At 60.7% G+C, this 25,307-nt stretch carries 20 protein-coding genes and 1 riboswitch; of the genes, 7 read left to right on the top strand and 13 right to left on the bottom strand.

Annotated features, from left to right (window positions below):
* Positions 1 to 109: 109 nt before the first annotated feature.
* Positions 110 to 1,999, bottom strand: a complete 1,890-nt coding sequence (gene thiC, locus AC1DVE_RS06775) for a phosphomethylpyrimidine synthase ThiC (RefSeq protein ID WP_223461508.1) — start codon at positions 1,997 to 1,999, stop codon at positions 110 to 112.
* 165 nt (positions 2,000 to 2,164) lie between these two features.
* Positions 2,165 to 2,270, bottom strand: a riboswitch (TPP riboswitch).
* 204 nt (positions 2,271 to 2,474) lie between these two features.
* Between thiC and AC1DVE_RS06770 the strand changes: the two genes are divergently transcribed.
* The gene (locus AC1DVE_RS06770) at positions 2,475 to 3,914 is read left to right on the top strand and encodes a TolC family outer membrane protein (RefSeq protein WP_223461506.1); all 1,440 of its coding nucleotides are present in this window, start codon (positions 2,475 to 2,477) and stop codon (positions 3,912 to 3,914) included.
* 83 nt (positions 3,915 to 3,997) lie between these two features.
* Here the strand turns inward: AC1DVE_RS06770 and waaA are convergent, their stop codons facing one another.
* Both waaA and AC1DVE_RS06760 read right to left on the bottom strand, forming a co-directional pair.
* Positions 3,998 to 5,275, bottom strand: a complete 1,278-nt coding sequence (gene waaA / locus AC1DVE_RS06765) for a lipid IV(A) 3-deoxy-D-manno-octulosonic acid transferase (protein WP_223461504.1) — start codon at positions 5,273 to 5,275, stop codon at positions 3,998 to 4,000.
* An 11-nt stretch (positions 5,276 to 5,286) separates the two neighbouring features.
* Positions 5,287 to 6,189: a LysR family transcriptional regulator gene (locus AC1DVE_RS06760; RefSeq protein ID WP_223461502.1), complete on the bottom strand. Its 903-nt coding sequence runs from the start codon at positions 6,187 to 6,189 to the stop codon at positions 5,287 to 5,289.
* 103 nt (positions 6,190 to 6,292) lie between these two features.
* On the opposite strand from AC1DVE_RS06760, the gene AC1DVE_RS06755 reads away from it, so the two are divergent.
* The 4 genes from AC1DVE_RS06755 (at position 6,293) to AC1DVE_RS06740 (ending at position 9,725) form a co-directional block, all read left to right on the top strand.
* On the top strand, positions 6,293 to 6,625 hold the full coding sequence (locus AC1DVE_RS06755; RefSeq protein WP_223461500.1) for a DMT family transporter: 333 nt from the start codon (positions 6,293 to 6,295) through the stop codon (positions 6,623 to 6,625).
* Positions 6,626 to 6,742: 117 nt separating this feature from the next.
* A complete protein-coding gene (locus AC1DVE_RS06750; protein WP_223461498.1) occupies positions 6,743 to 7,918 on the top strand; it encodes an NAD(P)/FAD-dependent oxidoreductase in 1,176 nt (391 codons plus the stop codon).
* Positions 7,915 to 8,727: an aldo/keto reductase gene (locus AC1DVE_RS06745; RefSeq protein ID WP_223461497.1), complete on the top strand. Its 813-nt coding sequence runs from the start codon at positions 7,915 to 7,917 to the stop codon at positions 8,725 to 8,727. Before AC1DVE_RS06750 ends, AC1DVE_RS06745 begins: the two co-directional genes overlap by 4 nt.
* Before the next feature lie 32 nt (positions 8,728 to 8,759).
* A complete protein-coding gene (locus tag AC1DVE_RS06740; RefSeq protein ID WP_223461495.1) occupies positions 8,760 to 9,725 on the top strand; it encodes a metal ABC transporter ATPase in 966 nt (321 codons plus the stop codon).
* A gap of 64 nt (positions 9,726 to 9,789) precedes the next feature.
* Here the strand turns inward: AC1DVE_RS06740 and hldE are convergent, their stop codons facing one another.
* The 4 genes from hldE to msbA all read right to left on the bottom strand — a co-directional run bounded on the left by hldE (position 9,790) and on the right by msbA (position 14,603).
* Complete coding sequence (gene hldE / locus AC1DVE_RS06735) at positions 9,790 to 11,211, bottom strand: bifunctional D-glycero-beta-D-manno-heptose-7-phosphate kinase/D-glycero-beta-D-manno-heptose 1-phosphate adenylyltransferase HldE (protein WP_223461493.1); 1,422 nt, start codon at positions 11,209 to 11,211, stop codon at positions 9,790 to 9,792.
* A gap of 102 nt (positions 11,212 to 11,313) precedes the next feature.
* Positions 11,314 to 11,919 carry an adenylyl-sulfate kinase gene (gene cysC, locus AC1DVE_RS06730; protein ID WP_223461491.1) on the bottom strand — a complete coding sequence of 202 codons (606 nt, stop codon included), beginning with the start codon at positions 11,917 to 11,919 and terminating at the stop codon, positions 11,314 to 11,316.
* On the bottom strand, positions 11,912 to 12,616 hold the full coding sequence (locus tag AC1DVE_RS06725) for a sulfotransferase family 2 domain-containing protein (protein WP_223535228.1): 705 nt from the start codon (positions 12,614 to 12,616) through the stop codon (positions 11,912 to 11,914). Before AC1DVE_RS06725 ends, cysC begins: the two co-directional genes overlap by 8 nt.
* A 184-nt stretch (positions 12,617 to 12,800) precedes the next feature.
* Complete coding sequence (gene msbA / locus AC1DVE_RS06720; RefSeq protein ID WP_223461487.1) at positions 12,801 to 14,603, bottom strand: lipid A export permease/ATP-binding protein MsbA; 1,803 nt, start codon at positions 14,601 to 14,603, stop codon at positions 12,801 to 12,803.
* 154 nt (positions 14,604 to 14,757) lie between these two features.
* On the opposite strand from msbA, the gene AC1DVE_RS06715 reads away from it, so the two are divergent.
* Together AC1DVE_RS06715 and AC1DVE_RS06710 are read left to right on the top strand one after the other, a co-directional pair.
* On the top strand, positions 14,758 to 16,623 hold the full coding sequence (locus AC1DVE_RS06715; RefSeq protein WP_223532256.1) for a bifunctional O-antigen ligase/aminoglycoside phosphotransferase family protein: 1,866 nt from the start codon (positions 14,758 to 14,760) through the stop codon (positions 16,621 to 16,623).
* Positions 16,620 to 17,843, top strand: a complete 1,224-nt coding sequence (locus AC1DVE_RS06710) for an acyltransferase family protein (protein ID WP_223461483.1) — start codon at positions 16,620 to 16,622, stop codon at positions 17,841 to 17,843. The genes AC1DVE_RS06715 and AC1DVE_RS06710 overlap by 4 nt, the downstream gene beginning before the upstream one ends.
* Before the next feature lie 70 nt (positions 17,844 to 17,913).
* Here AC1DVE_RS06710 and AC1DVE_RS06705 read toward each other — a convergent pair whose 3' ends face one another.
* Genes AC1DVE_RS06705 through AC1DVE_RS06680 form a run of 6 tightly spaced genes read right to left on the bottom strand, consistent with a single transcriptional unit; the run spans position 17,914 to position 25,164 of the window.
* Positions 17,914 to 18,798 (bottom strand): glycosyltransferase, encoded by an 885-nt coding sequence (locus tag AC1DVE_RS06705; protein ID WP_223461482.1) that lies wholly within the window; start codon positions 18,796 to 18,798, stop codon positions 17,914 to 17,916.
* Positions 18,795 to 19,949: a glycosyltransferase family 4 protein gene (locus AC1DVE_RS06700; RefSeq protein ID WP_223461480.1), complete on the bottom strand. Its 1,155-nt coding sequence runs from the start codon at positions 19,947 to 19,949 to the stop codon at positions 18,795 to 18,797. Before AC1DVE_RS06700 ends, AC1DVE_RS06705 begins: the two co-directional genes overlap by 4 nt.
* A complete protein-coding gene (locus tag AC1DVE_RS06695) occupies positions 19,946 to 21,388 on the bottom strand; it encodes a PIG-L deacetylase family protein (protein WP_223532258.1) in 1,443 nt (480 codons plus the stop codon). The genes AC1DVE_RS06700 and AC1DVE_RS06695 overlap by 4 nt, the downstream gene beginning before the upstream one ends.
* Positions 21,389 to 21,396: 8 nt before the next feature.
* Positions 21,397 to 22,293 carry an antimicrobial resistance protein Mig-14 gene (locus AC1DVE_RS06690; RefSeq protein ID WP_223461476.1) on the bottom strand — a complete coding sequence of 299 codons (897 nt, stop codon included), beginning with the start codon at positions 22,291 to 22,293 and terminating at the stop codon, positions 21,397 to 21,399.
* On the bottom strand, positions 22,293 to 23,423 hold the full coding sequence (locus AC1DVE_RS06685) for a glycosyltransferase (protein WP_223461475.1): 1,131 nt from the start codon (positions 23,421 to 23,423) through the stop codon (positions 22,293 to 22,295). The genes AC1DVE_RS06690 and AC1DVE_RS06685 overlap by 1 nt, the downstream gene beginning before the upstream one ends.
* Positions 23,407 to 25,164: a carbamoyltransferase family protein gene (locus tag AC1DVE_RS06680; protein ID WP_223461474.1), complete on the bottom strand. Its 1,758-nt coding sequence runs from the start codon at positions 25,162 to 25,164 to the stop codon at positions 23,407 to 23,409. Before AC1DVE_RS06680 ends, AC1DVE_RS06685 begins: the two co-directional genes overlap by 17 nt.
* Positions 25,165 to 25,307 lie beyond the last annotated feature (143 nt).

Here is a 25,307-nt window from a genome sequence, read left to right as displayed (position 1 = left end):
CCACATTTGGCCTCTGTCATACACAAAATCTGTGTTCACAGGAGATCAAATGTGGGAGCGGGCTTGCTCGCGAAGACGGCACCAAAGGCACCGTCAATCCCAGGTCAGATCAAACTTTCTGGTAAAGCTGACTGCCTTCCTGCTTGAAGCGCTCGGCCTGTTCGGCCATGCCTTGGGCGACGTCCACGTCGACCGCTTCGATCCGTTGGTTGGCCGCGTACTCACGGACTTCCTGAGTGATCTTCATCGAGCAGAATTTCGGCCCGCACATTGAGCAGAAGTGCGCGACCTTGGCCGAATCCTTCGGCAGGGTTTCATCGTGATACGAACGAGCGGTGTCCGGATCGAGGCCCAGGTTGAACTGGTCTTCCCAACGGAACTCGAAACGCGCCTTGCTCAAGGCATTGTCGCGGATCTGTGCCCCCGGGTGACCCTTCGCCAGATCGGCGGCATGCGCAGCGATCTTGTAGGTGATGATCCCGGTCTTCACGTCATCCTTGTTCGGCAGGCCCAGGTGCTCCTTCGGCGTGACGTAGCAGAGCATGGCGCAACCGAACCAGCCGATCATCGCCGCACCGATACCGGAGGTGATGTGATCGTAGCCCGGCGCGATGTCGGTGGTCAGCGGGCCGAGGGTGTAGAACGGCGCCTCGTCGCAGCACTCCAGCTGCTTGTCCATGTTCTCTTTGATCAACTGCATCGGCACGTGGCCCGGGCCTTCGATCATGCACTGCACGTCGTGTTTCCAGGCAATCTTGGTCAGCTCGCCGAGGGTCTCCAGTTCGCCGAACTGCGCTTCGTCGTTGGCGTCGGCAATCGAACCCGGACGCAGGCCATCGCCCAGCGAGAAGCTGACGTCGTAGGCCTTCATGATTTCGCAGATGTCTTCGAAATGGGTGTAGAGGAAGTTCTCTTTGTGGTGCGCCAGGCACCACTTGGCCATGATCGAACCGCCACGGGAGACGATGCCGGTCACGCGCTTGGCGGTCATCGGCACGTAGCGCAGCAACACGCCAGCGTGGATGGTGAAGTAGTCGACACCCTGCTCGGCCTGCTCGATCAGCGTGTCGCGGAACAGCTCCCAGGTCAGGTCTTCGGCCGCACCGCCGACTTTTTCCAGGGCCTGGTAGATCGGCACCGTACCGATCGGCACCGGCGAGTTACGGATGATCCACTCGCGGGTTTCGTGGATGTGCTTGCCGGTGGACAGGTCCATGACCGTGTCCGAACCCCAGCGAATACCCCAGGTCAGTTTCGCCACTTCTTCTTCGATCGACGAACCCAGTGCGCTGTTACCGATGTTGCCGTTGATCTTCACCAGGAAGTTACGGCCGATGATCATCGGTTCCAGTTCGGTGTGGTTGATGTTGGCCGGAATGATCGCGCGGCCACGGGCGATTTCGTCACGGACGAATTCGGGGGTGATGATTTTCGGCACACTGGCGCCGAAGCTGTGGCCGGCGTGTTGCTGGTCCAGCAGGCCGGCGGCGCGGGCCACTTCCAGCTTCATGTTTTCGCGGATGGCAACGTATTCCATCTCGGCGGTGATGATGCCTTGGCGCGCGTAGTGCATCTGGCTGACGTTGGCACCCGGCTTGGCGCGGCGCGGGTTGTTGACGTGAGCGAAGCGCAGCTTGGTCAGCTCCGGATCGGCAAGGCGCTCCTGGCCGAAATTCGAGCTCAGGCCGCTCAGACGCTCGGTATCGCCACGGGATTCGATCCACGGCGAACGCACGTCGGCCAAGCCCTTGCGCACATCGATGATGACATTGGGGTCGGTGTAGGGGCCCGAGGTGTCATACACCACTACCGGTGCGTTGACCTCGCCGCCGAAGTCGGTCGGCGTCACGTCGAGGCTGATTTCGCGCATCGGCACGAGGATGTCCGGGCGAGTGCCCTGAACATAGATTTTTTGCGAGCGGGTAAACGGCTGAACCGATTGCTGATCGACCTTGGCCGAGTCACTCAGGTTGGTGGCGTTTTTTGCTTTTGTAGTCATCACGGGCTCTCCAGACACACATCCAGGCAGTGGATTTTTGTCGGAGCGAACCTGTAAACGAATGGACGCACGGGCGCTGGGAAAGCCAGCTGTGCTGTGCTCAGTGCTCGAGGGGTGTTCGATTGTCGAACAACATCCCGGACGAAGCACAAGAGGACTCGCCGGGTGACGAGAAATCTTGTTCCCTACGCAGGCGCTAACCTGATCAGGTTCAACGGGATCCGAATTTATTCGATCTCAGCCTCATAGCAAGGCACCCCGACAAGAACCCGGCCAGTCTAGACACAACTGGCAAAGAACGCCAACCCCACGGCAAATACCATGATGAATGGCGTAATTACACGCAGTATCAGGATTGTTGCAGCCCCGATGCACAACTACACTCGCTACGCTGAGCCGGCATTGACGCTGTCAAAGCGGGGCCTTAGCCTTGGCGCTCAAATTACCTCTGTAATATCAATTCTAGGGATCGTCTATGCTGCGCAAACTCTCACTGGCCCTCGCCGTGTCTTGTGCGTCCAACGGAATGGCCTGGGCAGCAGATGCGCCCTTATCGACCAAGACGGACCTGGTCAGCGTTTATCAGGAAGCCGTCAACAACAACGCCGATCTGGCGGCTGCCATCGCCCAATACGGCGCGCAGAAAGAAGTCGTACCCCAGGCCCGCGCCGGGCTGCTGCCGAACCTCTCGGGCGGCGCGAATATTTCAGAGGTGCGTACGGATCTCGATCAGCCGTCCGCCACGTCCAACCGCGATGCTCATTCCTACCAGGCCACTTTGGCGCAGCCGCTGTTCCGGGCTGACCGCTGGTTCCAGTTCCAGGCCGCCAAGGAAGTCAACGAACAGGCCGCCCTGCAACTCTCGGCGACCGAGCAAAACCTGATCCTGCAAACCGCTGACAGCTATTTCAACGTGCTGCGCACCCAGGACAACCTGGCCTCGACCAAGGCCGAAGAAGCGGCGTTCAAACGCCAGCTCGATCAATCCAACGAGCGTTTCGATGTCGGTCTCTCGGACAAGACCGACGTATTGAACTCACAAGCCAGCTACGACACCGCACGCGCCAACCGCATCGTTGCGCAGCGCCAGGTGGACGACGCCTTTGAAGCATTGATCACCCTGACCAACCGCCAGTACAACTCGATCTGGGGCATCAGCCATAACTTGCCGATCCTGCCGCCAGTACCGAACGACGCCAAGGCCTGGGTCGAAACCGCGGGCAGGCAGAACCTCAATCTGTTGGCCAGCAACTATGCCGTTAGCGCCGCCGAGCAAACCCTCAAGCAACGCAGGTCCGGGCACTTGCCAACGGTTGACGCGATCGCCAAGTACGAGAAAGGCGACAACGACGCACTGGGCTTCAGCAACCCGAACAACCAGCCCCTGCCGTACGGCGGCAACGTCGAGCAAACGACCGTTGGCCTGCAACTGAACATCCCGATCTACAGTGGTGGTTTGATCAACTCCCAGGTGCGTCAGTCCTATGCACAACTGGACCAGACCGAGCAGCAACGCGAATCCCTGCGCCGGCAAATCGTGGAAAACACCCGCGACCTGCACCGCGCGGTGAACACCGATGTCGAGCAGGTACAGGCGCGCAAGCAATCGATCATCTCCAACCAGAGCGCGGTGGAAGCGACTGAAATCGGCTATCAGGTGGGTACGCGAAACATCGTCGACGTGCTGGATGCGCAACGTCAGCTCTACACCTCGGTGCGCGACTACAACAACACCCGCTACGACTACATCCTCGACAACCTGCGCTTGAAGCAACAGGCCGGCACGTTGAACCCCGGGGATCTGCAAGTCCTGGCACGCTGGCTCAATCCAAACTACAACCCGGACAAGGACTTCCTGCCGCCGGATCTGGCCAAGGCTGCGGAGGAGCAGTTGAAAGCGCGACCGGAGCAGTAAAAGCAAAAGCTTCGCGAGCAGGCTCGCTCCCACAGCGTTTCGAGTGTGGGAGCGAGCCTGCTCGCGAATGAATACAACTCGGTCTAACGCTCGATCAACCGCCCCAACCCATCCAGCAAGCGCTGCAATGCGCCCTGATTGGCGCGCATCACGTTCAACCCGGCCTCTGCCATGCGCTGCGCATCACGTGGCAGTTCGAACAGCCGCTGCACCGCCACCGCCAGCCCTTCGGCATCCTCCACTTCCTGCAACGCCCCGGCACTGCGCAACTGTGCGGCGATTTCGAGGAAGTTGAAAAGATGCGGCCCGCTCAGCACCGGTTTAGCGAGGGCCGCCGGCTCCAGCAGGTTATGACCGCCATTCGGCACCAGGCTGCCGCCGACGAATGCACTGTCAGCCAAGGCGTAGAGAAACAGCAACTCGCCCATGGTGTCGCCCAGCAGCACTGAAGTATTCGCGCTGACTCCATCGCCGCTGGAACGCCGGACCGTGGCAAACCCTTGTTGCTGGCACAACCCGTACACCGAATTGAAGCGTTCCGGATGACGCGGCACCAGAATCAACAAAGCATCGGGGTGATTGACCAACAACTGACGATGGGCCGCCAGCACCACCTCGTCTTCGCCGTCATGGGTACTGGCCGCGATCCACACCGGTCGCTCCAGCGCCTGCCATTGCCCTCGCAGCTCAACGGCGCGCGCCAGCAGTTGCGGGTCGATGGTCAGGTCGAACTTGATCGAACCGGTCACTTCGACGGTTTCCGCCCGCGCCCCCAAGTCAAGAAAACGCCGGGCTTCGGCTTCGGTCTGCACCGCGAACAGGCTCATTTCGGCCAGCATCGGCTGAGTCAGTTTGCGGAACCGGCCGTAGCCCCTGGCCGAACGCTCGGACAATCGCGCATTGGCCAGCGCCACGGGGATCCCGCGTTTGGCGCATTGATGGATATGGTTGGGCCACAGTTCGGTTTCCATGATCACCGCCAGTTTCGGCTGGACCCGATCGAGGAAGCGCCGGGCAGCGCAAGGCAGGTCATAGGGCAGATAACAGTGCTGGATGCGCGACTCATTGGCGAACAGTGCATGGATGCGTTCCGAACCGGTCGGCGTCATGCAGGTCACGGTAATCGGCAGATCCGGATAACGCGCCAGCAAGGCGCGGATCATCGGTGCGGCCGCTATGCTTTCGCCCACCGACACGGCGTGCACCCAGATGCCGCCCGGCTTCATCGACGGCATCCCGCAGGAAAAGCGCTCGCCGATGCGCCTGGCATACGCCGGCGCCTTGCGCGCGCGCAGCCAAAGCCGAATCGCTACCAATGGCAGCCCCAGATAAAACAGCACGGTGTAGAGAGTTCTATTCATGGCGGCGGAGTTTATCGGCTTTTTTCGCCAATCGCCTGCAAGTGCACGGCAAAACGTTCGGCGAGCCAGCGCGCGGCCGGACCGAGCGGCTCATCCCGGCGCCATACCAGTTCCACCACCAGGGCCGGCGGGGTCCATTCGCTGACCAGTTCGACCATCTGGTTCTGATAGGTCGGGTACTGCACCACGTGGCGTGGCAACCAAGCCCAGCCGAGGCCACGCACCAGCCATTCGGCCATCACATAGAAACTGTCGGCACGCCACACCTGTGGGCTGGCCGGATCACTGCCGGGATAAATGCTCGACTCCGTGGACATCAGCAACTGCCGATGTTGCGCCAGTTGTTGGCCGTCCACTGCGCCTTTGCGCGCCAACGGATGATCCTTGCCGCACACTGTGACCATTTCCACGCTGCCCAGCACCCGCCGCTCTAGTGCCTCGGGAATCTGATCGTGAAAGAACAGCAGCCCCAGATCGGCGCGCCGCTCCACCAGCTTGCGCGCGACATCGCCTTGGGCGGCGCTGGTCAGTTGCACTTCAAGGCTGGGGAATTTTTCCGCCAGGGCCTCGAAGCTTTCGATGATCGGTTGATAAGGCATCGCCTCATCCTGCGCCACACGCAGTCGCGCCTCCTGCCCGCGCATCATCGCCAGCGCCCGGCCGTTGAGCCGTTCGCACTGGCGCAACACCTCCCGCGCTTCGTCCAGCAAAGCCGTGCCGGCTTCAGTGAGTTTCGGCTGACGGCCGCTGCTGCGGTCGAACAGGCTGACACCCAGGTCTTCTTCCAGCAACGCTATCGAACTGCTGACCGCCGACTGCGCCTTGCGCTGATCCCGCGCCACGGCAGAAAACGAACGCTGCTCCGCTACGCTGACAAACAACCGCAGCTGCTCCAGATTCCATTGCATGTTCATGGCTCAACCCATCTTCTAAGCAGATAGGTAATGACTTTACCGCATCTGGCGAATCTCTAGAATGCCGACCTCAGAGAGCAACACTTCACACGAGGATTGACCCATGACCGCCTACTACTACCTGGCCATTGCCATCTGCGCCGAAGTGATTGCCACTGTTTCGATGAAAGCCGTCAAGGGTCTCAGCACCCCGCTGCCACTGGTGCTGGTCATCGTCGGTTACGGCATTGCCTTCTGGATGCTGACCCTGGTGGTGCGCAGCGTTCCGGTGGGCGTGGCTTACGCCGTGTGGGCCGGCATGGGGATCGTGATGGTCAGCGTCGCGGCGCTGTTTGTCTATGGGCAGAAGCTGGACGTGCCAGCGATGCTGGGGATGGCGTTGATTGTGCTGGGTGTTGTGGTCATCCAGCTGTTCTCCAAAACTGCGGGGCATTAAGAGCAGCTACAAGCTGCAAGCCATAAGCTGCAAGAGGGATATTCTCCCACTCTTGCTTGCAGCTTGAAGCTTGAAGCTTGAAACTTGCGGCTTCGCTTTGAACACAGAGGTCGCCGAATGCCATCCGTTATTTCCACCGACGTGCTGATTGTCGGCGCTGGTGTCGCCGGCCTCTGGCTGAATGCGCGCCTGCGTCGCCAGGGGTTTTCGACCGTGCTGGTGGAAAGCGCCAGCCTCGGCGGCGGGCAGAGTGTGAAGTCCCAGGGCATCATCCACGGCGGCGCCAAATACGCGCTGCATGGCGCCCTGACGGGCGCCTCGGAAGCCATCGCCGACATGCCGCGCCGCTGGCGTGAAGCCCTGGCCGGTGACGGCGAGCTGGACCTGACCGGCGTGCGCCTGCTGTCCGAAGCCCATTACCTGTGGTCCCCCGGCACCCTCGCCGGCAACCTCACCAGTTTCTTTGCCAGCAAAGCCGTGCGCGGTCGCGTCGATCAGGTCAAGGGCGAACAATTGCCGCCAGCCCTGCAAGACAAGCGCTTCAAGGGCAAGGTCTATCGCCTGGCGGAACTGGTGGTCGATGTGCCGAGCCTGATCCAGCGCCTGGCCGATCTGGCCGGCGATGGCTTGCTCGCCGGGCAGAAGATCGAGCCGCTGCTGGAAGGCGGCGTGCTGGTCGGCCTGAAGGTGGACGAGCGCGAGATCCGTGCCCAGCGCATCGTCCTGAGCGCCGGCGCCGGAACCGCGGCATTGCTTGAATCGCTGGGCCTGAGCCAGCCCGCCATGCAGCGCCGCCCGTTACACATGATCATCGCCAAGGGTCCAAGCCTCAAACCACTGTACGCCCACTGCCTGGGCGGCGGCACCAAGCCGCGCATCACTGTGACCACGCACCCGGCGGCGGATGGCCAGTGGGTCTGGTACCTGGGCGGCGATATCGCGGAATCCGAAGGCGTGACCCGTGAGCCCGCCGAGCAGATCGCCACCGCACAGAAAGAACTCGGCCAATTGCTGCCATGGATCGACCTGAGCACGGTGCAATGGGCCACCTTGCGCGTGGATCGCGCCGAACCGCTGCAATCAGGCCTGACCCGTCCCGACAACGCCTTTGTGGCCGAGGAAGGCCGACTGCTGGTGGGCTGGCCGACCAAACTCGCCCTGGCGCCGGACTTCGCCGACCGTGTGATCGCCAGCCTGACCCGCGACGGTATCCAGCCAAGCCACCCGGCAGCACTGCCTGACCTGCCGAAGCCGCCGATGGGCGTACCTGCCTGGGAGCAACTGCTGCCATGAGCCAACCGACCCTGCACGACTTGCATCGCCCGTTGGGCAGCACCGGCCTGCTGGTTTCACCCCTGGGCCTGGGCACCGTGAAACTGGGCCGCGACCAAGGGGTGAAGTACCCCAACGGCTTCCGGATTCCCGATGACGATGAAGCACGCATGCTGCTCAAACTCGCCCGCGACCTGGGCATCAACCTGATCGACACCGCCCCGGCCTATGGTCGTAGCGAAGAACGCCTCGGCCCGTTGCTGCGCGGCCAGCGTCAGGACTGGGTGATTGTCAGCAAGGTCGGCGAAGAGTTTGCCGACGGCCAGTCCCATCACGATTTCAGCGCCGCACACACACGTATGTCGGTGGAACGCAGCCTGCAACGCCTGGAAACGGACTTCATCGACCTGGTGCTGGTGCACTCCGACGGTAACGACCTGGCGATCCTCAATGACTGCGAAGTCTACGAAACCCTCGCCGAGCTCAAGGCCGAAGGCAAGATTCGCGGTTTCGGCTTTTCTGGCAAAACCGTCGACGGCGGCTTGAAGGCGCTGGAGCAAGGCGACTGCGCGATGGTCACCTACAATCTCAACGAACAAAACGAGAAGGCCGTCATTGACTATGCTGCTGCACACGGCAAAGCCATTCTGGTCAAAAAAGCCCTCGCCAGTGGTCATGTATGCCTGAGTCCGGGCGTGGATCCGGTGCGCGCCAGTTTCGAGTTGTTGTTTGAACATCCGGGTGTTGCCAGTGCTATTGTCGGGACCATCAATCCGCTGCACCTCGCCCACAATGTCGCGACCGTTGCCCAGGTCCTACGTAGCCACTGACGCCGCCCACGCGGCCTTAAGCAGGAGCCGACATGTCGCGTACGCTCATCAGAAAGAACCCGAGCAACTTCAAGACCCTGCCGTTATTCGTCGAAGCGACCCCCGAAGGCCTGGCTTATCAGAGCGTCGGCAGGCCGCTGAATTTCTCCCAGACCCTGCAACGTCGTCGGCCGGTGACGGTCGGCGACAGCGAACGGTTTGCCCTGGAGCTGGCCAACCTCGGGGTTTCGGTGCGCCTGACCCTGCATTGGCAGAATCGCGACTATTGGGTGCTGGTGCGCCAACGCCGGCAGGACCGTGGCGATGTGGTGCTCAAGCTGATCTCCGGTTACGTGCCGGCCCATGAACTGAACCTGCCCTTGCACACGGCGATCCAGGAGATAGCCGAAGAATGCCTGCTGGAAACCCCGGAAGGCTGGCTCGGTGGACGATTCAATGACACCTGGCTGCCAGCGCCCTACTCAGCCGCCCTGCATTACCGTGAAGCCCTGCCGTTTCGCTTGTCGCCACTGTCCGGCTCGGCGCGGCCGGTACGTTGCGCCAACCTGATGCTGATAGAGCGCCCGCGGGCTTACGTGCATTTGCCAACGGCGTCACTGCAACTGATTTACGACTTGCGCCTGGACGTTCCCAAGGAAGCCAAATCCCTGAGCCTGTTCCATGTCGATGAGCGACTGGAAGGTGATCAACTCGTTGCCCGCCTCGACCGCAAGCGCCCCGATCTGTACTTGATGCCCTTGCAGGACGGACACCCGATGGCTGAGCTCTACACCTTGAAAAAGGATCAGCTGTACCCGGCCAGCACGCGCGGACTGTATCTGGCCGAGAGCTTTGCCCGACAGGAAGGTTGGTTGGTTCGCGATGAGCGAATTCGCTGGAAGGACTGGGTGAGGCAGCAGGGTCTGACCCCGCCGGTGAAGGATTCAGGGTTGGCGCGGTTGCGCGGGAAGGCCAAATTGCTGCTGAAGAAAATCGTGCCGCGCAAGGCGGCACGATAGCAAGATCAAGTGGGCTCTTGTGGCTAGGGGCTTACCCCCTGGCCACAACAAACCCACGCCACAATCAGGACTTGCGGATCTTCTCGACAATCGCCGTGGTCGAGCTGTTTTCCACCAGCCCCAGCACTTTCACGGTACCGCCGTAGGCCGTCACGATGTCCGCGCCGACCACCTGGTCGATCCCGTAGTCGCCGCCCTTGACCAGCACGTCCGGCTTGACCGCGCTCAGCAGGTTTTCCGGAGTGCCTTCCGAGAAACTGATGACCCAGTCCACCGCACCCAGACCGGCCAGCACAGCCATGCGCCGGTCGACGCTGTTGATCGGACGGCCCGGCCCCTTCAGGCGGCTGACCGATGCATCGTCGTTGACCGCGACGATCAGGCGATCGCCCTGGGCCCGCGCCTGTTCCAGATAGGTCACGTGGCCGGCATGCAGGATGTCGAAGCAACCGTTGGTGAACACGATCCGTTCGTTGTGCGCACGGGCATCATCGACCGCCAGCAACAGTTGCTCAAGACCCAGCACACCGCGCTCGGAACCCTCCTCGCGCTGAATCGCACGACGCAGTTCCGGCGCACTGATGGCCGCCGTACCGAGCTTGCCGACCACGATACCCGCCGCCAGGTTGGCCAACGCCACCGCGTGGGGCAGCTCTTCGCCAGCGGCAATCGCGGCCGCCAGGGTGGAAATCACCGTATCGCCGGCACCGGTCACGTCGAACACTTCACGGGCACGGGCCGGCAAGTGCAACGCCGGATGATCCGGGCGCAGCAAGGTCATGCCGTGCTCGCCACGGGTCACCAGCAAGGCACCGAGTTCCAGGTCGTGCATCAGTTGCGCGCCCTTGCTCACCAATTCGTGCTCATCGGCGCAACCACCGACGATGGTTTCGAATTCGTTGAGGTTTGGTGTGATCAGGCTCGCACCGCGGTAGATCGAGAAATCCTTGCCCTTCGGATCGGCCAGCACCGGAATGCCACGGGCACGGGCGGCCTGGATCAGCGCCTGATGGTTTTTCAGCGCGCCTTTGCCGTAGTCGGACAGCACCACCACCTTGATGCCTTCGAGCAACTCGTCGACCTGAGCGGCCAGCGCCAGCGCGTCGGTGGCGAAGGGCTCTTCGAAGTCGATACGCAGCAGCTGCTGGTGACGGCTCATGACCCGCAGCTTGACGATGGTCGGCTGGTGCGCAATGCGCTGGAAGATGGCCCGCACGCCGGCGCCCTTGAGGCTGTTGACCAGGCTGTTGGCGGCTTCATCGTCGCCGGTTACACCGACCAGCGAGGCCGGAGCCCCCAGGGCGGCAATGTTCAAGGCAACGTTGGCAGCACCGCCCGGGCGGTCTTCGATGTGATCGACCTTGACCACCGGCACCGGCGCCTCAGGAGAAATCCGTGAGGTACCACCATGCCAGTAACGGTCGAGCATGACATCGCCGACTACCAAGACAGGGGCTTGATCGAATCGCGGCATGGACAACTTCATGGTGCAACCCACATACAGAATGAACAGGGGCGCGATATTAACACAGGGTTGGTGTCGGCTTGTGCGGTGGCTGCAACCGGATGATTCGCCGGGTTTTATTGCTCATTTTTTGAGCAGAAAACCGGCCAGACGACAGCACGCCTCGCTCATTTCCATCGTCTGTGTATCGATTTCGCACTCCGCGTGCAGCGGCGCCTCATAGGGACTGTCGATGCCGGTGAAATCCTTGATCCGGCCTTCACGGGCAGCCCGATACAAACCCTTGGGATCACGTTGCGCGCAAACCGCAAACGGCGTGCTCACAAACACCTCGATGAAGTCTCCATCGGCAAACAATCGACGCGCAGCCTCGCGTTCGGCCCGGAACGGCGAGATTGCCGCGACGATCACGATCAGCCCCGCGTCGACCATCAGGCGCGCCACCTCGGCAGTGCGCCGGATATTTTCCCGACGGCATTCAGCCCCCATCCCCAGGTCACGGCACAGACCGGCACGCAGGTTGTCGCCATCGAGCACAAACGTGTGCAGCCCCTGTTGATTGAGTTGCAGCTCCAGTGCGTTGGCCAGGGTCGACTTGCCAGCCCCTGACAACCCCGTCAACCAGAGACAGCGTGGTGTCTGCGACTTGAGGGCAGCACGGTCCTCGCTCGACAGCAATAACGGGTAGGGCCTGATCGAGTGGCGGGACAACGACACGGCTTCATTCATATCCTAGCGTCTCGTAATCACGCTGATAGACCCGCCGTACCAGCCTGCGGGTGCGTACCGTGCAGAACTCGCGCGCCAGCGTCGGGCGCCGCTGCTGCGACCGGTTCACGTGGGGCAGTTCCACCGGATAGCCCAATTGCTCGCAAACCTGCCTGAAATCCCGCTCCAGGTGTTCCTGGTAGCCGACGAAATCCAGCGCCAGATGCCCCATGGAGTCCGTCAGGAAGTCCGTTTGCGCGGCGAAGTGCAACTGTCGCTGGATCGTTTCCGGGTGCAGCCAGCGGCCGACGAAGTCATCAAAGTCACGGTAGTGGCTGACCAGTTTCTGCGCCGCGTGATCCCGTTTCCCCAAGGCATTGCCCCGCAGGAATGCGTAAGCCGAGTAAGCCCTTTCCAGCGGATCGCGAACGAACGCGAACTTGAAGCTGGCGGCAAACTGCTCGGGAAATTGCTGCTCGTACCAGTACAACGGCAAGTGGCCCGGACTCCAGTCGTCAAACATGGCCGCACAGACACTGCTGCCGGCACATTTGGGGACGTGGATGAACAGGCAGGAACGCAGCTCGAAGGGTTTGGGGAAACTGACGCTGGCCGACATCGACTTGTTCACCACTTGACGGTCCACGACCGACAGGCGCCCCAGCAGAAAAGCCCGTTGCGGCTTGGGCAACAGTTTCCAGAGATAACGTTGCAACATGCAGACACCCGCGGGAAAGGGATGGCCCTCTCGATTCAAGTCAAAGTTCGTTCAGGAACCTTAACAAGCACGTTTCCGAGATTTATTCCGGTTTGGTCAAGAAGCGTAAAGGTCTGGATACAAATCACCGGACGCGTTGCACGCCGGGTATGCGAAAGGGCGAGCCAGGCTCGCCCTTTCAGGATCAGGCGATGTCTTCGGCCGGGGCGTCGAGGCCCATCGCGTTGAGGCGCGAGTAGTAGCCGTTTTGCGCCAGCAGTTGTTCATGGGTGCCGCGCTCGACGATTTTCCCCTGATCCATGACCAGGATCAGATCGGCCTTCTCGATGGTCGACAGCCGGTGAGCGATCACCAGCGTGGTGCGACCTTTCATGACCTGATCCAGGGCTGCCTGAATATGCCGCTCGGACTCGGTATCGAGTGCCGAAGTCGCCTCATCGAGAATCAGCAGCGGAGCATTCTTCAACAGTGCACGGGCAATCGCCAGGCGCTGGCGCTGGCCACCGGACAGCAGCACGCCGTTTTCCCCGACCTGGGTGTCCAGGCCTTCAGGCAATTGAGCAATGAAGTCCATCGCGTAGGCATCCTTGGCCGCTTTTTCAATGTCTTCGCGGGGTGCGCCGGCCAGGTCGCCATAGGCGATATTGTTGGCCACGGTGTCGCTGAACAGCGTCACGTGCTGAGTCACCTGGGCGATATGCCGACGCAGGTTCAACAGCTTGTACTGCTCCACTTCGACGCCATCGATGAGGATTTCGCCCTTGTCGTGGTGATAGAAGCGCGGAATCAGGTTGGCCAGGGTCGACTTGCCGCTGCCCGAACGGCCCACCAATGCCACCATTTGCCCGGGCTCGACCGAGAAACTGATGTCATTGAGTACCTGACGCTCGGTGTCAGGGTAGGTAAAACTGAGGTTGCGCACGTCCAGGCGACCGCTGACGACATCACGCTCGACGGTGCCGGTATCGACTTCAGGCTCGACATCCAGTTGCTCGAAGATACTTTCAGCACCGGCCACGCCCTTCTGGATGGTCGAGCTGACTTCGGACAGCTGGCGAATCGGCTTGGGCAGCAGGCCGGCCAGGGTGATGTAGGCCACCATATCGCCGGCGGACGCATCGCCCCGCAGGAACAGCACCAGGAACATCAGCACGGCCATGGCGGTGTAGATCACCAATTGCAGCAGCGGCGTGTAGATGGCGCCGGTACGGGTCATGCGCAATTGCTTGTCGGTGTTGCCCTGGCTGGCGTCGAAGAAGCGTTTTTCTTCGTACTTTTCACCGCCGAAGCTGCGTACCACGCGATAACCCTGGATCGTTTCGGACGCTACATGCGTCACGTCCCCCATGGCCAGCTGGATTTTCTTGCTCTGCTTGCGGAATTTCTTGCTGGCCGTACGCACCATGATGGCAATCAACGGCAGGATGGCGACCATGACGAGCGTCAGACGCCAGTTCATGAACAGCAGCGAGGCAAACAGGAAGATCACCGTCATGCCTTCACGAATTACGACCTTGATCGCATCAGTTGCCGCCCCCGTGACCATGGTCACGTTGAAGGTGATACGTGAAATCAGGTGCCCCGAGTTATGCTTGTCGAAATACCGGTTTGGCAACACCAGCAGGTTGTTGAACAGCTGGACCCGCAAATCATGGACCAGACCAAGGGAAACCTTGGCCAGGAAGTAGTTGCCCAGGTACGACCCCAACCCCTGCCACGCGGCGATCAGGATGATCAACAACGGCACCGCCTGCAGCAGTTGCAGATCCCGCAGGTAGGGCACGGTTGGAAACAGCGCCGCTTCAGGGTTGGATAGACCGTCGACGAAGTACTTGAGGATGTAGCCCAGCATTGGCTGAGTCGAAGCGAAAATCAGAAAACCGACGATGCTGATCAGGAACAGGCTGATGTACGGCCGAACATAGCCGAGCAGGCGGAAGTAGATTTTCAAGCTCGATGGGCTTGCGCAGAGACTGGAGTCGGTCATATCACGCGAATGTCGATGAAAAGGACGCTGACTTTAGCACAGCTTCCCCTGGGTTCTGGCAATCGCATACAGTCTGTGTATTGTGGCGCGTTAACTCGCCACCAGATGTCCCTGCCTTGGTACGGTCGCTCAATTTAGGAATAAGTTACTCAGCATGCAATTAAACGCTTTGTACAGCACGTCCAATAGAATCTTCGATTTCATTTGTTTGTGGATCCTTCCGCTCGGTTATTTATTGCTGCTTTGTGCACTGTTTTTCCTGCCGGGGCGCAGCGTGCATCACAAGCTTTACTATGGCCTGTTCAGCATTCCGACACTGATTGCACTGTGCCTGCGTCCGCGGTTCAGCAAAGAACTGCTGCACGAACCGATCGCCATCGCAGTCCTGCTATTTCTGGCCTGGGCACTGCTCAGCCTGTACTGGGGGCCAGGCGACGACATCGGGTTTGGTGAGTTCAAACCGCCATTGCATACCCTGATGTTGTTCGTCGGCTGCTACCTGCTGGTACGCTATCGCAGCGAAATCATTCAGCCCCTGGTGTTTTGCGCCGCGATGGCGGCGCTGATCGCCTCTGTCTACAACCTGTACAGGTTCGGCCAGATCTACCAACCGGAAATGCGCCTGATCGGTGCAGGCGCGTTCGACAGTCCACTGCTCAGCTCCCACGTTTTCGGCTTTTTCTGTACCTACTGGCTGAGCCTGAGCATGACCTGCAAGCGACGCCAGGTACTCTGGTTGAGCATACCGGCGATGGTGATCATGTTCGCCACAGTGCTGGCCACCGGCTCCAGAACCCCACTGGTTGCACTGACGCTGGCTGCGCTGTGGCTGTGTTTCATCTGCTGGAATCGACGCTCGGTCTTCATGCTCGGCTCCATGCTCATCGCCGGAACGGCGACGTTCGTGCTGTTTACACACAAAATCATCGAAAGAGGCAGCTCCTTCCGTATCGAGATCTGGCAGATGACCTTGGACAAGATCGCAGATCATCCATGGATCGGGCACGGCTACAACGCCGAGCTGGCCCTGGACCCAGGCGTCGGCTACAGCCTTCAGGAGCCCCATAGCTTTGCCCTGGGCGTGCTCTACTACGTCGGCATTATCGGACTGCTGCCATGGCTGTTCTTCCTCGCGTGGAGCTTCATCAGTAGCTGGCGCCATCGCGTGCAACCGCTGTTTATCATTGCCTCAGCCTGGCTGGCCTTCGGTATCGGTGCGGGCCTGACCGAAGGTGGCGGGATTATCTCTCGCCCCAAGGAGCACTGGTACCTGCTGTGGATCCCCTTGGCACTGATTGCCGCATTGAGCATCAATCAACGGGCCAGGCGCCTGCTGGACAGGCCGATCAAGAGCGCGACGCCAAGCGCCCTGCAACAGCTGACTGCCGATGCCCGGATCATCGAAGAGGATGGTTTGGGCCCCAAAGTCCTGCGCCTGAGCGATGGCAGCTTTCTCAAGCTGTTCCGCCGCCGCCGCTGGTATACCTCGGGCAGTTTCACGCCCTATTCCGAGCGTTTTGCCGTCAACAGCGTGCAACTGCGCAACAGGGGCATCCCGACACCGCACATCCTCGACCTCTACCGGTTCGAAGACGGCAGCACCGCAGTCCACTACTCTCCGTTGCCAGGCAACACGCTGCGCCAGATCCTGCAAGGCATCACCGCACCAGCGGTGCGCCAGGCACTGGTGGAGCGTTTCGGCAAGTTCATGGCTCAATTGCATCAGCAAGGGGTCTACTTCCGCTCTCTGCACCTGGGCAATGTGCTGGTGCTGGAGGACGGCGAGTTCGGCCTGATCGACCTGGCCGACCTGCGAATATACCCTTCATCGTTGAGCCCTTCCCTGCGCCGACGTAATCTGCGCCATATGCAGCGCTACGCAGAAGATCGGCACTGGCTGTTCGACGACCACTTCGAAGCGCTGCTGCAGGGATACGCCGCGGCGGCTTCAAAATCCGACGTGGATAATTTGCACAGGCAAGTGCTGGCCGGAAGCCCTCCGGCCCAGGCTCACCGATGACAGAAACCAACCCGCTTATCGCGATGACGGCCTACCTGCTCGCCATCGCGACCGCTGCTCTACTGCTGCGCACCGTGCCGAGATTCACCCGACAGCTGGAGCATCGCGGTGAAAGCCGCTTTGCCGGCATCGACGGCTTACGCGGGTATCTGGCCTTCGGTGTGTTTGTGCACCACTCGATCATTACCTGGATCTTTCTGCAGACCGGTGTGATCGATTTTCCGCCGAGCAATTTCTACTCGCAGCTCGGCCAAGGCAGCGTTGCCCTCTTTTTCATGATCACCGGGTTTTTGTTCTGGGACCGCTTGCTCACCCACGGACGGCAACACGACTGGCTGGCGTTTGCGCTATCGCGGCTGTTTCGCCTCTACCCGCTCTACCTGCCGCTGATGCTGGCCGTGTTTGTCAGCGTGTTTTATTTGCAGGGCTGGGAACTCAAGGATTCCGTCACCCAACTCTTTGGTCAGACCCTGGCCTGGCTGACCTTCGAGCGGCCAGACGTCAACCAGTACCACCAGACCGGCATGTTGATCTCCAACGTCACCTGGACGCTGGGGTACGAGGTGTTTTTCTACCTGGCCCTGCCACTGGCCGGCATGGTGTTCATTTATCGCGGCGGCCGGATGCAGACGGTGCTGTGCCTGATCGGCATCTACGCCCTGTACCAGATGGTCGGCTGGGAACACTCGCTGAAGAAGCACATCCTGGCCAGTTTCCTCGGCGGCATTGCCGCGGCGTACTGGATTCGCCGTCCACAATGGGTCGCCTGGAGCCTGTCTCCGCTGGCGGGCATCATCGCCCTGCTCGCTTTGGCGATCGCCTTTACGGTGTTCAGCCGGGCATTCAATCCGGGAGCGCTGCTGCTGCTTTCACTGTTTTTTGTGATCGTGGCGTCCGGCAATACCTTGTTCGGCGCCCTGAGGCCACGCAGCATCCGCTGGCTGGGGGAAATCAGCTACAGCACGTATTTGCTGCACGGTTTCGTGCTCTGGATACTGGTGCAGCGACTGCCGCCGATATTGCATCTTGACGCCCGGGAAGCCTGGGTCTTCCTGCCGTTGCTGGCCGTGTGCAGTTGCCTGCTGATCATCATCAGCAGCCTGACTTACCTGTACATCGAAATGCCCGGTATCAATGCTGGCAAGAAAACCCTGCACTGGTTACGCCAGAACAGGAAGCCGAGGAAAGAACTTTTGGAGGAGACGGCTCAACAACGTTGAGCAATCGTCGTGGCAAGTCGCCGCGAAACATCCCGCGCCTGCGCTCTCCCCCTTGAATCCAGCCTATGGCTCAGTCTTTCTCCAACCGTGAGAAATACATCCGGCCCAACCCACGCCAAGTTTTCTTGTTCCAGGCCTTGAACGGAATCTGCGCCAGCAACTCCCGCGCCAGCTTGCGATCACGGTTGGCGGTCTTGAGGAACATGGAATTGAGAAACTTGTAGCGCACCTCGTCATACAGCGGGTGATCGCTGAAGAGCGCGTAGGTGCGCAGGATGCTGTCGATCATGAAGCGGTGGTTCTTGTAGGAGTTGGTGGCGTGCTTGCGATAGCGCGCCATCAACACGTTCAGACCGTCGATGAAGTAACCGGCATGGGTCACCTTCAACTCGATCAGCAAGTCTTCCAAGCGAATGGTCGGGTCGAAACCGCCCACCTTGTCCAGCGCTTCGCGACGGATCATCAGGGTGGGGGCCGGAGGATAGGGCTTGCGCTCCAGGAACATGTCATCGAAGTCCAGGCGACGGAACGGCACATCCCGGCGCTGGCGCTTCTCGGGGTAGAGATTGCCGTCGGCGTCGATCAGCTCGATGTTACCGGCACAAATGCCGACCTCGGGCTTGCCGTCCATATGAGCGACCTGGGTGGCGATTCGCTCCGGCAGCATGATGTCATCCGAACCGAACGGCACGATCAGGCTGCCCTTTGCCCGGGCAATCGCACCGTTGAGTGTATTGGTCAGCCCCTGGTTTTCCTGAACCCGGAAGTCGAAACCATGGATGACCTGCAACGCCTTGATCCGCTCGACGCTGTCATCTTTCGAGCCATCATCGACCACCAGCAACTCGATGTTCCGATAGGTCTGGTTGAGGACGCTGAGAATGCTTTCCTCGATGTAAGGGGCGTGGTTGTAAGACGCGATGATGACCGTGACGATGGGTTGCGCGTCGTTCATGGCTGCTCCTTGCGGGCCTGTTCCAGGCCGGAGTCGATCAGATTGAGGTATTCGCGACGGAACTCCTCGATGTCATGGTGTTGCTGCAGATAACGGAAGGCCTGCTCGCCCTTGGCCTTGAGCTCGTCATCCGACAGCCCGAGGTAAGTGTCCAGCGCCGCCTGCAGCGTCGGCACATCCTTCGGCGTAATCGCCAGGCCGCCGGCGCCCTCGATGAGCGGCAACATGGCCGGCACGTTCGAAGCAATCACCGGCAAATGCCCGCTCATGCCTTCAAGCAGCGCCAGCCCGAGGCCTTCGGCCAAAGAAGGCATGGTCCAGATATCGAAAGCGCGAATGTACTGCAGGGCGATTTCCTTGAAACCCAGCAAATGCGCGCGACCGCTGAGGCCGAGGCGGTCGATTTCCGCAGCCAGGCGCGATTCTTCGCGGCCGGCACCAATGATCGCCAACTGGGTATTCGGGTATTTGTCCTTGAGCGCGGCAAAGGCTTGCAGCAAATAGATATGCCCCTTGACCGGCACCAGTCGCCCCAACGCACCGATCAGTCGCACCGACGGATCGATGCCCAACAGTTCACGGGCCTTTTCACGACTGTGTTGCAGGCCTTCGGCTTGCTCGATGTCGATGGCATTGGTGATGGCGTAGGTATTCTGGTCAGTGAAGCCGCAGTCACAGTCCAGCAGATACTGCTTCACCGCTGGCGACACGCCGACGAAACGCCAGTGACGATCGATCAGGCGCTGGGTCTGGCGGCGCCGATAAAAACGGTCGTACTCGCCAAAGCCGTGGGAAATGCCGATGCACAACGGCACTTTCAACCAGCGGTTGAGCGCCAGCATCATGTTCACCGGCTTGAAGCGGTTGCAGATCACCACATCGAATTTTTCCCGACGGCAGAACTTGTACAGCTGCCACATGGCCCGCAGGCGCATGCCCTTGAGGGACTTGTCGGAAAACTCGAAGTACACCGAACGGTCGGCCCGGCTCACCGCTTCACCCGGCCCGGGTTTGCCGCGCAGAAACGCGGCGGTCACTTCATAGCGATCACTGGGCAGGGCCTTGACGATTTGCTCCGCGAGGTCGGCGAAATCATGGGCTTTGACGTTGTAGTCAGGCTGCAGTTGCAGGACCTTTAACCGCTGACTCATAACTCTCCCCGCTGAGAAACATTGCCTGGTGTGTGCTTGAGGGACCACAAAAGCTCGTGGCGCCGGACTGCCTTGCGAAAGAATTCGTTCTGGCCATAGGTGGGCGGCAACCGGCCGGTCAACATCCGTTGAATCAACCGACGCAAGCGGCGCTTGAACGGCATCGCCGGTTGCAGGTCGTGCATCATGCCCAACGCCATGGCTTTGTCTCGCTGTTGCTCCAGCGGCATCGGCAGGCAATAAGGCTGCATCGGCTGGGACGAATCGAAGGCGGGCGGCAAGGCGATGCCATCACCGGTATCGCCCATCGGCCAGCGATCGTTGTCGTGCAGATGGTTGGCATAGCCCAATAGCGTGGTCGGCTGCCAGTCCAGCCCTTGCAAGGCTTCGAGGACTGCTGCCTGGGCGCAGATATGATCGGGATGCGGATCGAGGGTCGGATGCGGCAGGACGATGACCTCGGGCCTGGCCCGCAGCAGCAACTCACGCAGATCCGCCAGCAGATTGTTCCAGGTCGGCGCGCCATCGGTATCGCCGGGCAGCGTGAAAGGATTCAACTGACGGAACAGCCGGGTGTCGCCCAGGTCCGCTTCCCGCGATCCCGCCGCCACCGCAGGCGCGGCCTGCATGCTCGCCAGTTGCAGGCAGAAATAACCCAGTTGTACGCAGTGAGCCTCGGGTACACCGGCCCAACGTGGCACCGCGATGCTGTCCCAGGTGCGCAGACGACCCTTCAAGCGGGCCGCATCGACCTTGTTCAGGCCCATCTGCTGAAAGTGTTCGGCTTCGATTTCACCCGCTGTCAGTGTGACGATCCAGGTTTCGTCGGCCTGACTGTACAAACCGTAGGCCGCCAGTTCGGCGTCATCGGCGTGGGGCGCGATGACCATGACCCGCTGACGCCGGTAATCCGGATGTTCCAGTGCCCACAGCACAGGCTCACCGAACACACGACAGAAACGCCCGCGCAAGCGCAGGTCACCACGGGACAGCGCCTGAGCCTGACCACTGAGATTGAGGTAACGCAGGCCGTTCACGCCCCGTTCGAAGGTTTGTCGGTCAGGGTTTTCGCCCCCCGCCAACTCGACCACCGGATCGAGAAAACGACCCAGCCAGGTGCTTTTCACCCGCAGGGCCAGCACCAGCGTCGCGTCGTCGACCAGCATCACCCCTTCGTCCAGCCGCAAATGTTCACCGCTCAGGTGCACCTTGGGCTGGGGCGTGTAGGGAGGAAAGCTGTACTGGTAATCGTCTTTCGGTGAGTAGAACAGATGATCGGCAAACCAGGCTTCGTGGGCAATCCAGCCCAGAACCGCCAGCATCAGCGGCAACCACCACGCCACCGTCACACCCATGACGATCAACAACGCCAGCGCAATCAACAGGCCGATACGTTTATTGCGCCGATGGCGCTTGAGCAGTTGCTGTTTGCGGCTCATGGCTTGGCTCATACGGTGAAGACCGGCACGGGGTTGCACCAGCGATCCTTGTATTCACGGTCGGCGCGACCGAAGGAAAAGCGCAACGGTTTGTCTTGCGCCCGGGCATGCTCCCAGGCGCTTTGCGTATTGAGGAAACTCAGCACGCTGCCGGGGCTGAACTCACGGGTTTGCGGATCGACCCCGCCGTTGATGTACTCGACGCTGATCCATTGCGGGGTTTCGACTCGGTATACCAGCTGAATCGCAATCGGCGCATCGTTGAGGAAAATCACCGAACCGATCAGCAACTCGCGCAGCAACTCGATGACCTCGGCCATGCGTTCGGCACCCGTCGCCGGGAAACCCCAGCGGCGCTGGAACAGGTCGCAGTAAATCGCCGCCAGATCGAAGCTGGAAAATTCGGACACCGGCCGCACCACGCCACCGGCCTCTTCCAGCAAGCGCAATTCGCGGCGCTGGTTATAGCGAAATTTTTTCGACAGTTCTTCGGGTGTGCGGGCCATGGCCAGTTGTTCGGTCTGCAACTTGATGCCAGTGAAACGGCCTTCGTTCAGCGCCGACAGGTACCGCGCGCGATGGCGCAAAGGCGCCTGGGTATCGGCAGCGGCCGGCAGGATGATTTCGGCGTTGCCCAGATCGAACAGACCTTTCTTGCCACGACGCTTGAGCACGTCCTTGGACAAGGCCAGGTCGCGGCCCCAGGTCGGGATCGCCGCCTTGACCTCTTCACCCTGTACCCAAGCCAGGTAACGCACCGGAATGTCGGCCAGTTGCGCCAGCCGCTCGACCACCACGGGATGAGTCGCGACACTGCCGCCATAACGCTGCCAGGTTTCGGCGTAAGTCGAGGCGTCGACTACCGCCCAGCCACGCTCGCGCCAGCCTTGAAATCGGTTGAGCATCAGCCCCTCGGTGCCAGTTCGGTAACGTGCGGCAAGTGCCAGAAAGCATCGCGCACTGCGCGATCGGAGAAGCGTTCGCGCAAGCGCTCGAGCATCAACTCGGCACACTGCCGGCGTTGCTGATCATCCATGCCGGCCAGATGTTGCAGCCCCTGGGCCAGACGCTCCGCATCGCCCAACGGGAACAGGATGCCCACGCTTTCGACCACCTCTTTCGCTCCGCCGCAGGCCGTGGCGAGCAAGGGTACGCCAGCGGCCATGGCCTCCAGCAGCACCATGCCGAACGGTTCGTGATCGGAACTCAGGGCGAACACATCGAAGGCCCGGAAGTAGTTGCGCGCATCCGGCACCTGACCGAGGAACAGAACCCGGTCACCGATACCCAGCTCCCGGGCCTGAGCCTTGAGGTTCTCCTCCAGACGCCCCTTACCGAGAATCACCAGCTGGCTGTTGGCCGGCAACCCCGGCAACGCCTCGGCGAAACCCTGCAGCAACGTAGCCTGGTCTTTGTCCGGATGCAGCCGTCCGACGTTGCCGACGATCCAGGCATCCGCCGCCAGCCCGAGGGTTTCCCGGGCCTCGCGAGCCGACACCTGGGTCGCCTGCAAGGCGTCCACATCGATGCGGTTGTACAAGGTCTGAATTCGCGAAGCCGGCCACTTCGGCAGGCATTGGCGCATGTCGTCGCGCACCGCGTCGGACACACCGAGCAGGCTCAGACGCCTGCGAAAGATATGCGCGAACAGTTTACGGCTGCCACGTTTGTAATCGTCAAAAGCGTGATGCACGCCAATCACCGGCAACGACGTACCGAGCAAGGCGATATAGATCGGCTTGAAGCGGTGAGCGATGCAGAAACTGAAGTTGCGCGACGCGGCGATCTTGCGCAGATCGCCGATGGCTCCCAGCTTCAAGCCGCGAATGGCCTTGGAGCTGTACTCCATGAACAGCACTTCATCGGAAGCGCAGCCCGCGGCGACTTCGGCATCGGCAACCCCGGTGAGAAACACCGTGGTCACTCGATAACCGGTCCCCGCGAACAGGCTGGCGTACTGCCGTGCGCAGTCCAGGAACGGCCCGTCATAGCCGTGGCAGAACTGCAGCACATGACGTTCAGCCGAACGTGTCATAGGCGTTCGCGCCCTCTTTGACCACCAGGATGTCTTCCATGATCAGATACTGTAGATCCGAACCGAAGAACATGTTCAGGGCGTCGGTCGGCGAGCAGATCATCGGCTCGCCGCGACGGTTGAGCGAGGTGTTGAGCGACACGCCGTTGCCGGTGAGCACTTCCAGCGCTTTCATCATGTCGTAGTAGCGCGGGTTGTATTCGCGCTTGAGCACCTGGGCACGGGAGGTGCCGTCTTCATGGACGACTTCCGGCACGCGGGTTTTCCATTCTTCCGCCACTTCGAAGGTGAAGGTCATGAATGGAGCCGGGTGATCGATCTTGATCATCTGCGGCGCCACGGTGTCGAGCATCGACGGGCAGAAAGGCCTCCAGCGCTCGCGGAACTTGATCTGGTGGTTGATCCGGTCAGCCACGCCCGCAATGCTCGGGCAACCGATGATCGAGCGACCACCCAGTGCACGCGGACCGAACTCCATGCGGCCCTGGAACCAGGCCACCGGGTTGCCGTCGACCATGATCTTGGCGATCTGCTCCGGCATGTTGTCGAGCTTGCGCCAGGTTGGCTTGTTCTCGTGACGGGCGCACGCAGCGATAACATCTTCGTTGCTGTACGACGGGCCGAGGTAGACGTGTTCCATCTTCTCGACTGGTACGCCACGGGCATGGGAAACATAGGCTGCCGCGCCGACCGCGGTGCCGGCATCGCCGGACGCCGGCTGTACGAACAGCTCTTTGACGTCGTCGCGGGCGATGATCTTCTGGTTCAGCTTGACGTTCAACGCACAGCCACCGGCGTAGGCCAGTTTGCCGGTTTCCTTGAGCACGTCACCCAGGTAGTAGTCGATCATCTGCAGCGCAATTTTTTCGAACAGCGCTTGAATGCTCGCGGCGTAGTGGATGTAAGGCTCGTCGGCGATGTCGCCTTCGCGCTTGGGACCCAGCCACTCGATCAGCTTCGGCGAGAAGTAATAACCCTTGCCCTTCTCTTTGTAGCGACGCAGGCCGATGACGTTGGCGTAGTCGGTGTTGATTACCAGCTCGCCGTTTTCGAACGAAGCCAGGCGCGAGAAATCGTATTTGCTGGCGTCGCCGTACGGCGCCATGCCCATGACCTTGAACTCACCGTCGAGCATATCGAAACCGAGGAACTCGGTAATCGCGCCGTACAGGCCGCCGAGGGAGTCCGGATCGAAGAATTCCTTGATCTTGTGGATCTTGCCGTTTTCGCCATAACCGAAGAAGGTCGTGGCGTACTCGCCCTTGCCGTCAATGCCCAGGATCGCGGTTTTCTCTTTGAAACCGGAGCAGTGATAAGCGCTGGAGGCGTGGGCCAGGTGGTGTTCGACCGGCTCGATCTTGATCTTCTTCGGATCAAAACCCAGTTGCTCCAGGCACCAGACGATCTTGTTGCGATAGCGCTTGTAGCGACGATTGCCCATCAGGATCGCGTCGAGTGCACGGTCCGGGGCGTACCAGTAACGCTTGGCGTACTGCCAGCGGGCCTTGCCGAACAGGCTGATCGGTGCGAATGGGATCGCTACCACGTCGACATCGGACGGCTTGATACCGGCCTGTTCCAGGCAGAATTTTGCCGATTCGTAGGGCATGCGGTTCTTTGCATGTTTATCGCGTACGAAGCGTTCCTCTTCAGCCGCCGCGACCAGCTTGCCGTCGATGTACAGGGCTGCGGAAGGATCATGGCTAAGGGCGCCGGACAGGCCAAGAATCGTCAATGCCACAGGGGTCTAGCCTCTTTAGTCTGCATGCAGGCGCAAGCGCCTCAAAAATTAATGTGCCCTCGCAATGGGCGAGAGACAGCTAAAGGGCGGGATTATAGCGTAAAAGCAGCGGCAAGCCTCTAGCCGCAAGCGGCCAGCAACTG

This window comes from Pseudomonas sp. P4_B4 (genome assembly GCF_056402255.1).
Note: the sequence above shows the minus strand (reverse complement) of the source record. Positions and strands in the feature narration are given on the sequence as shown.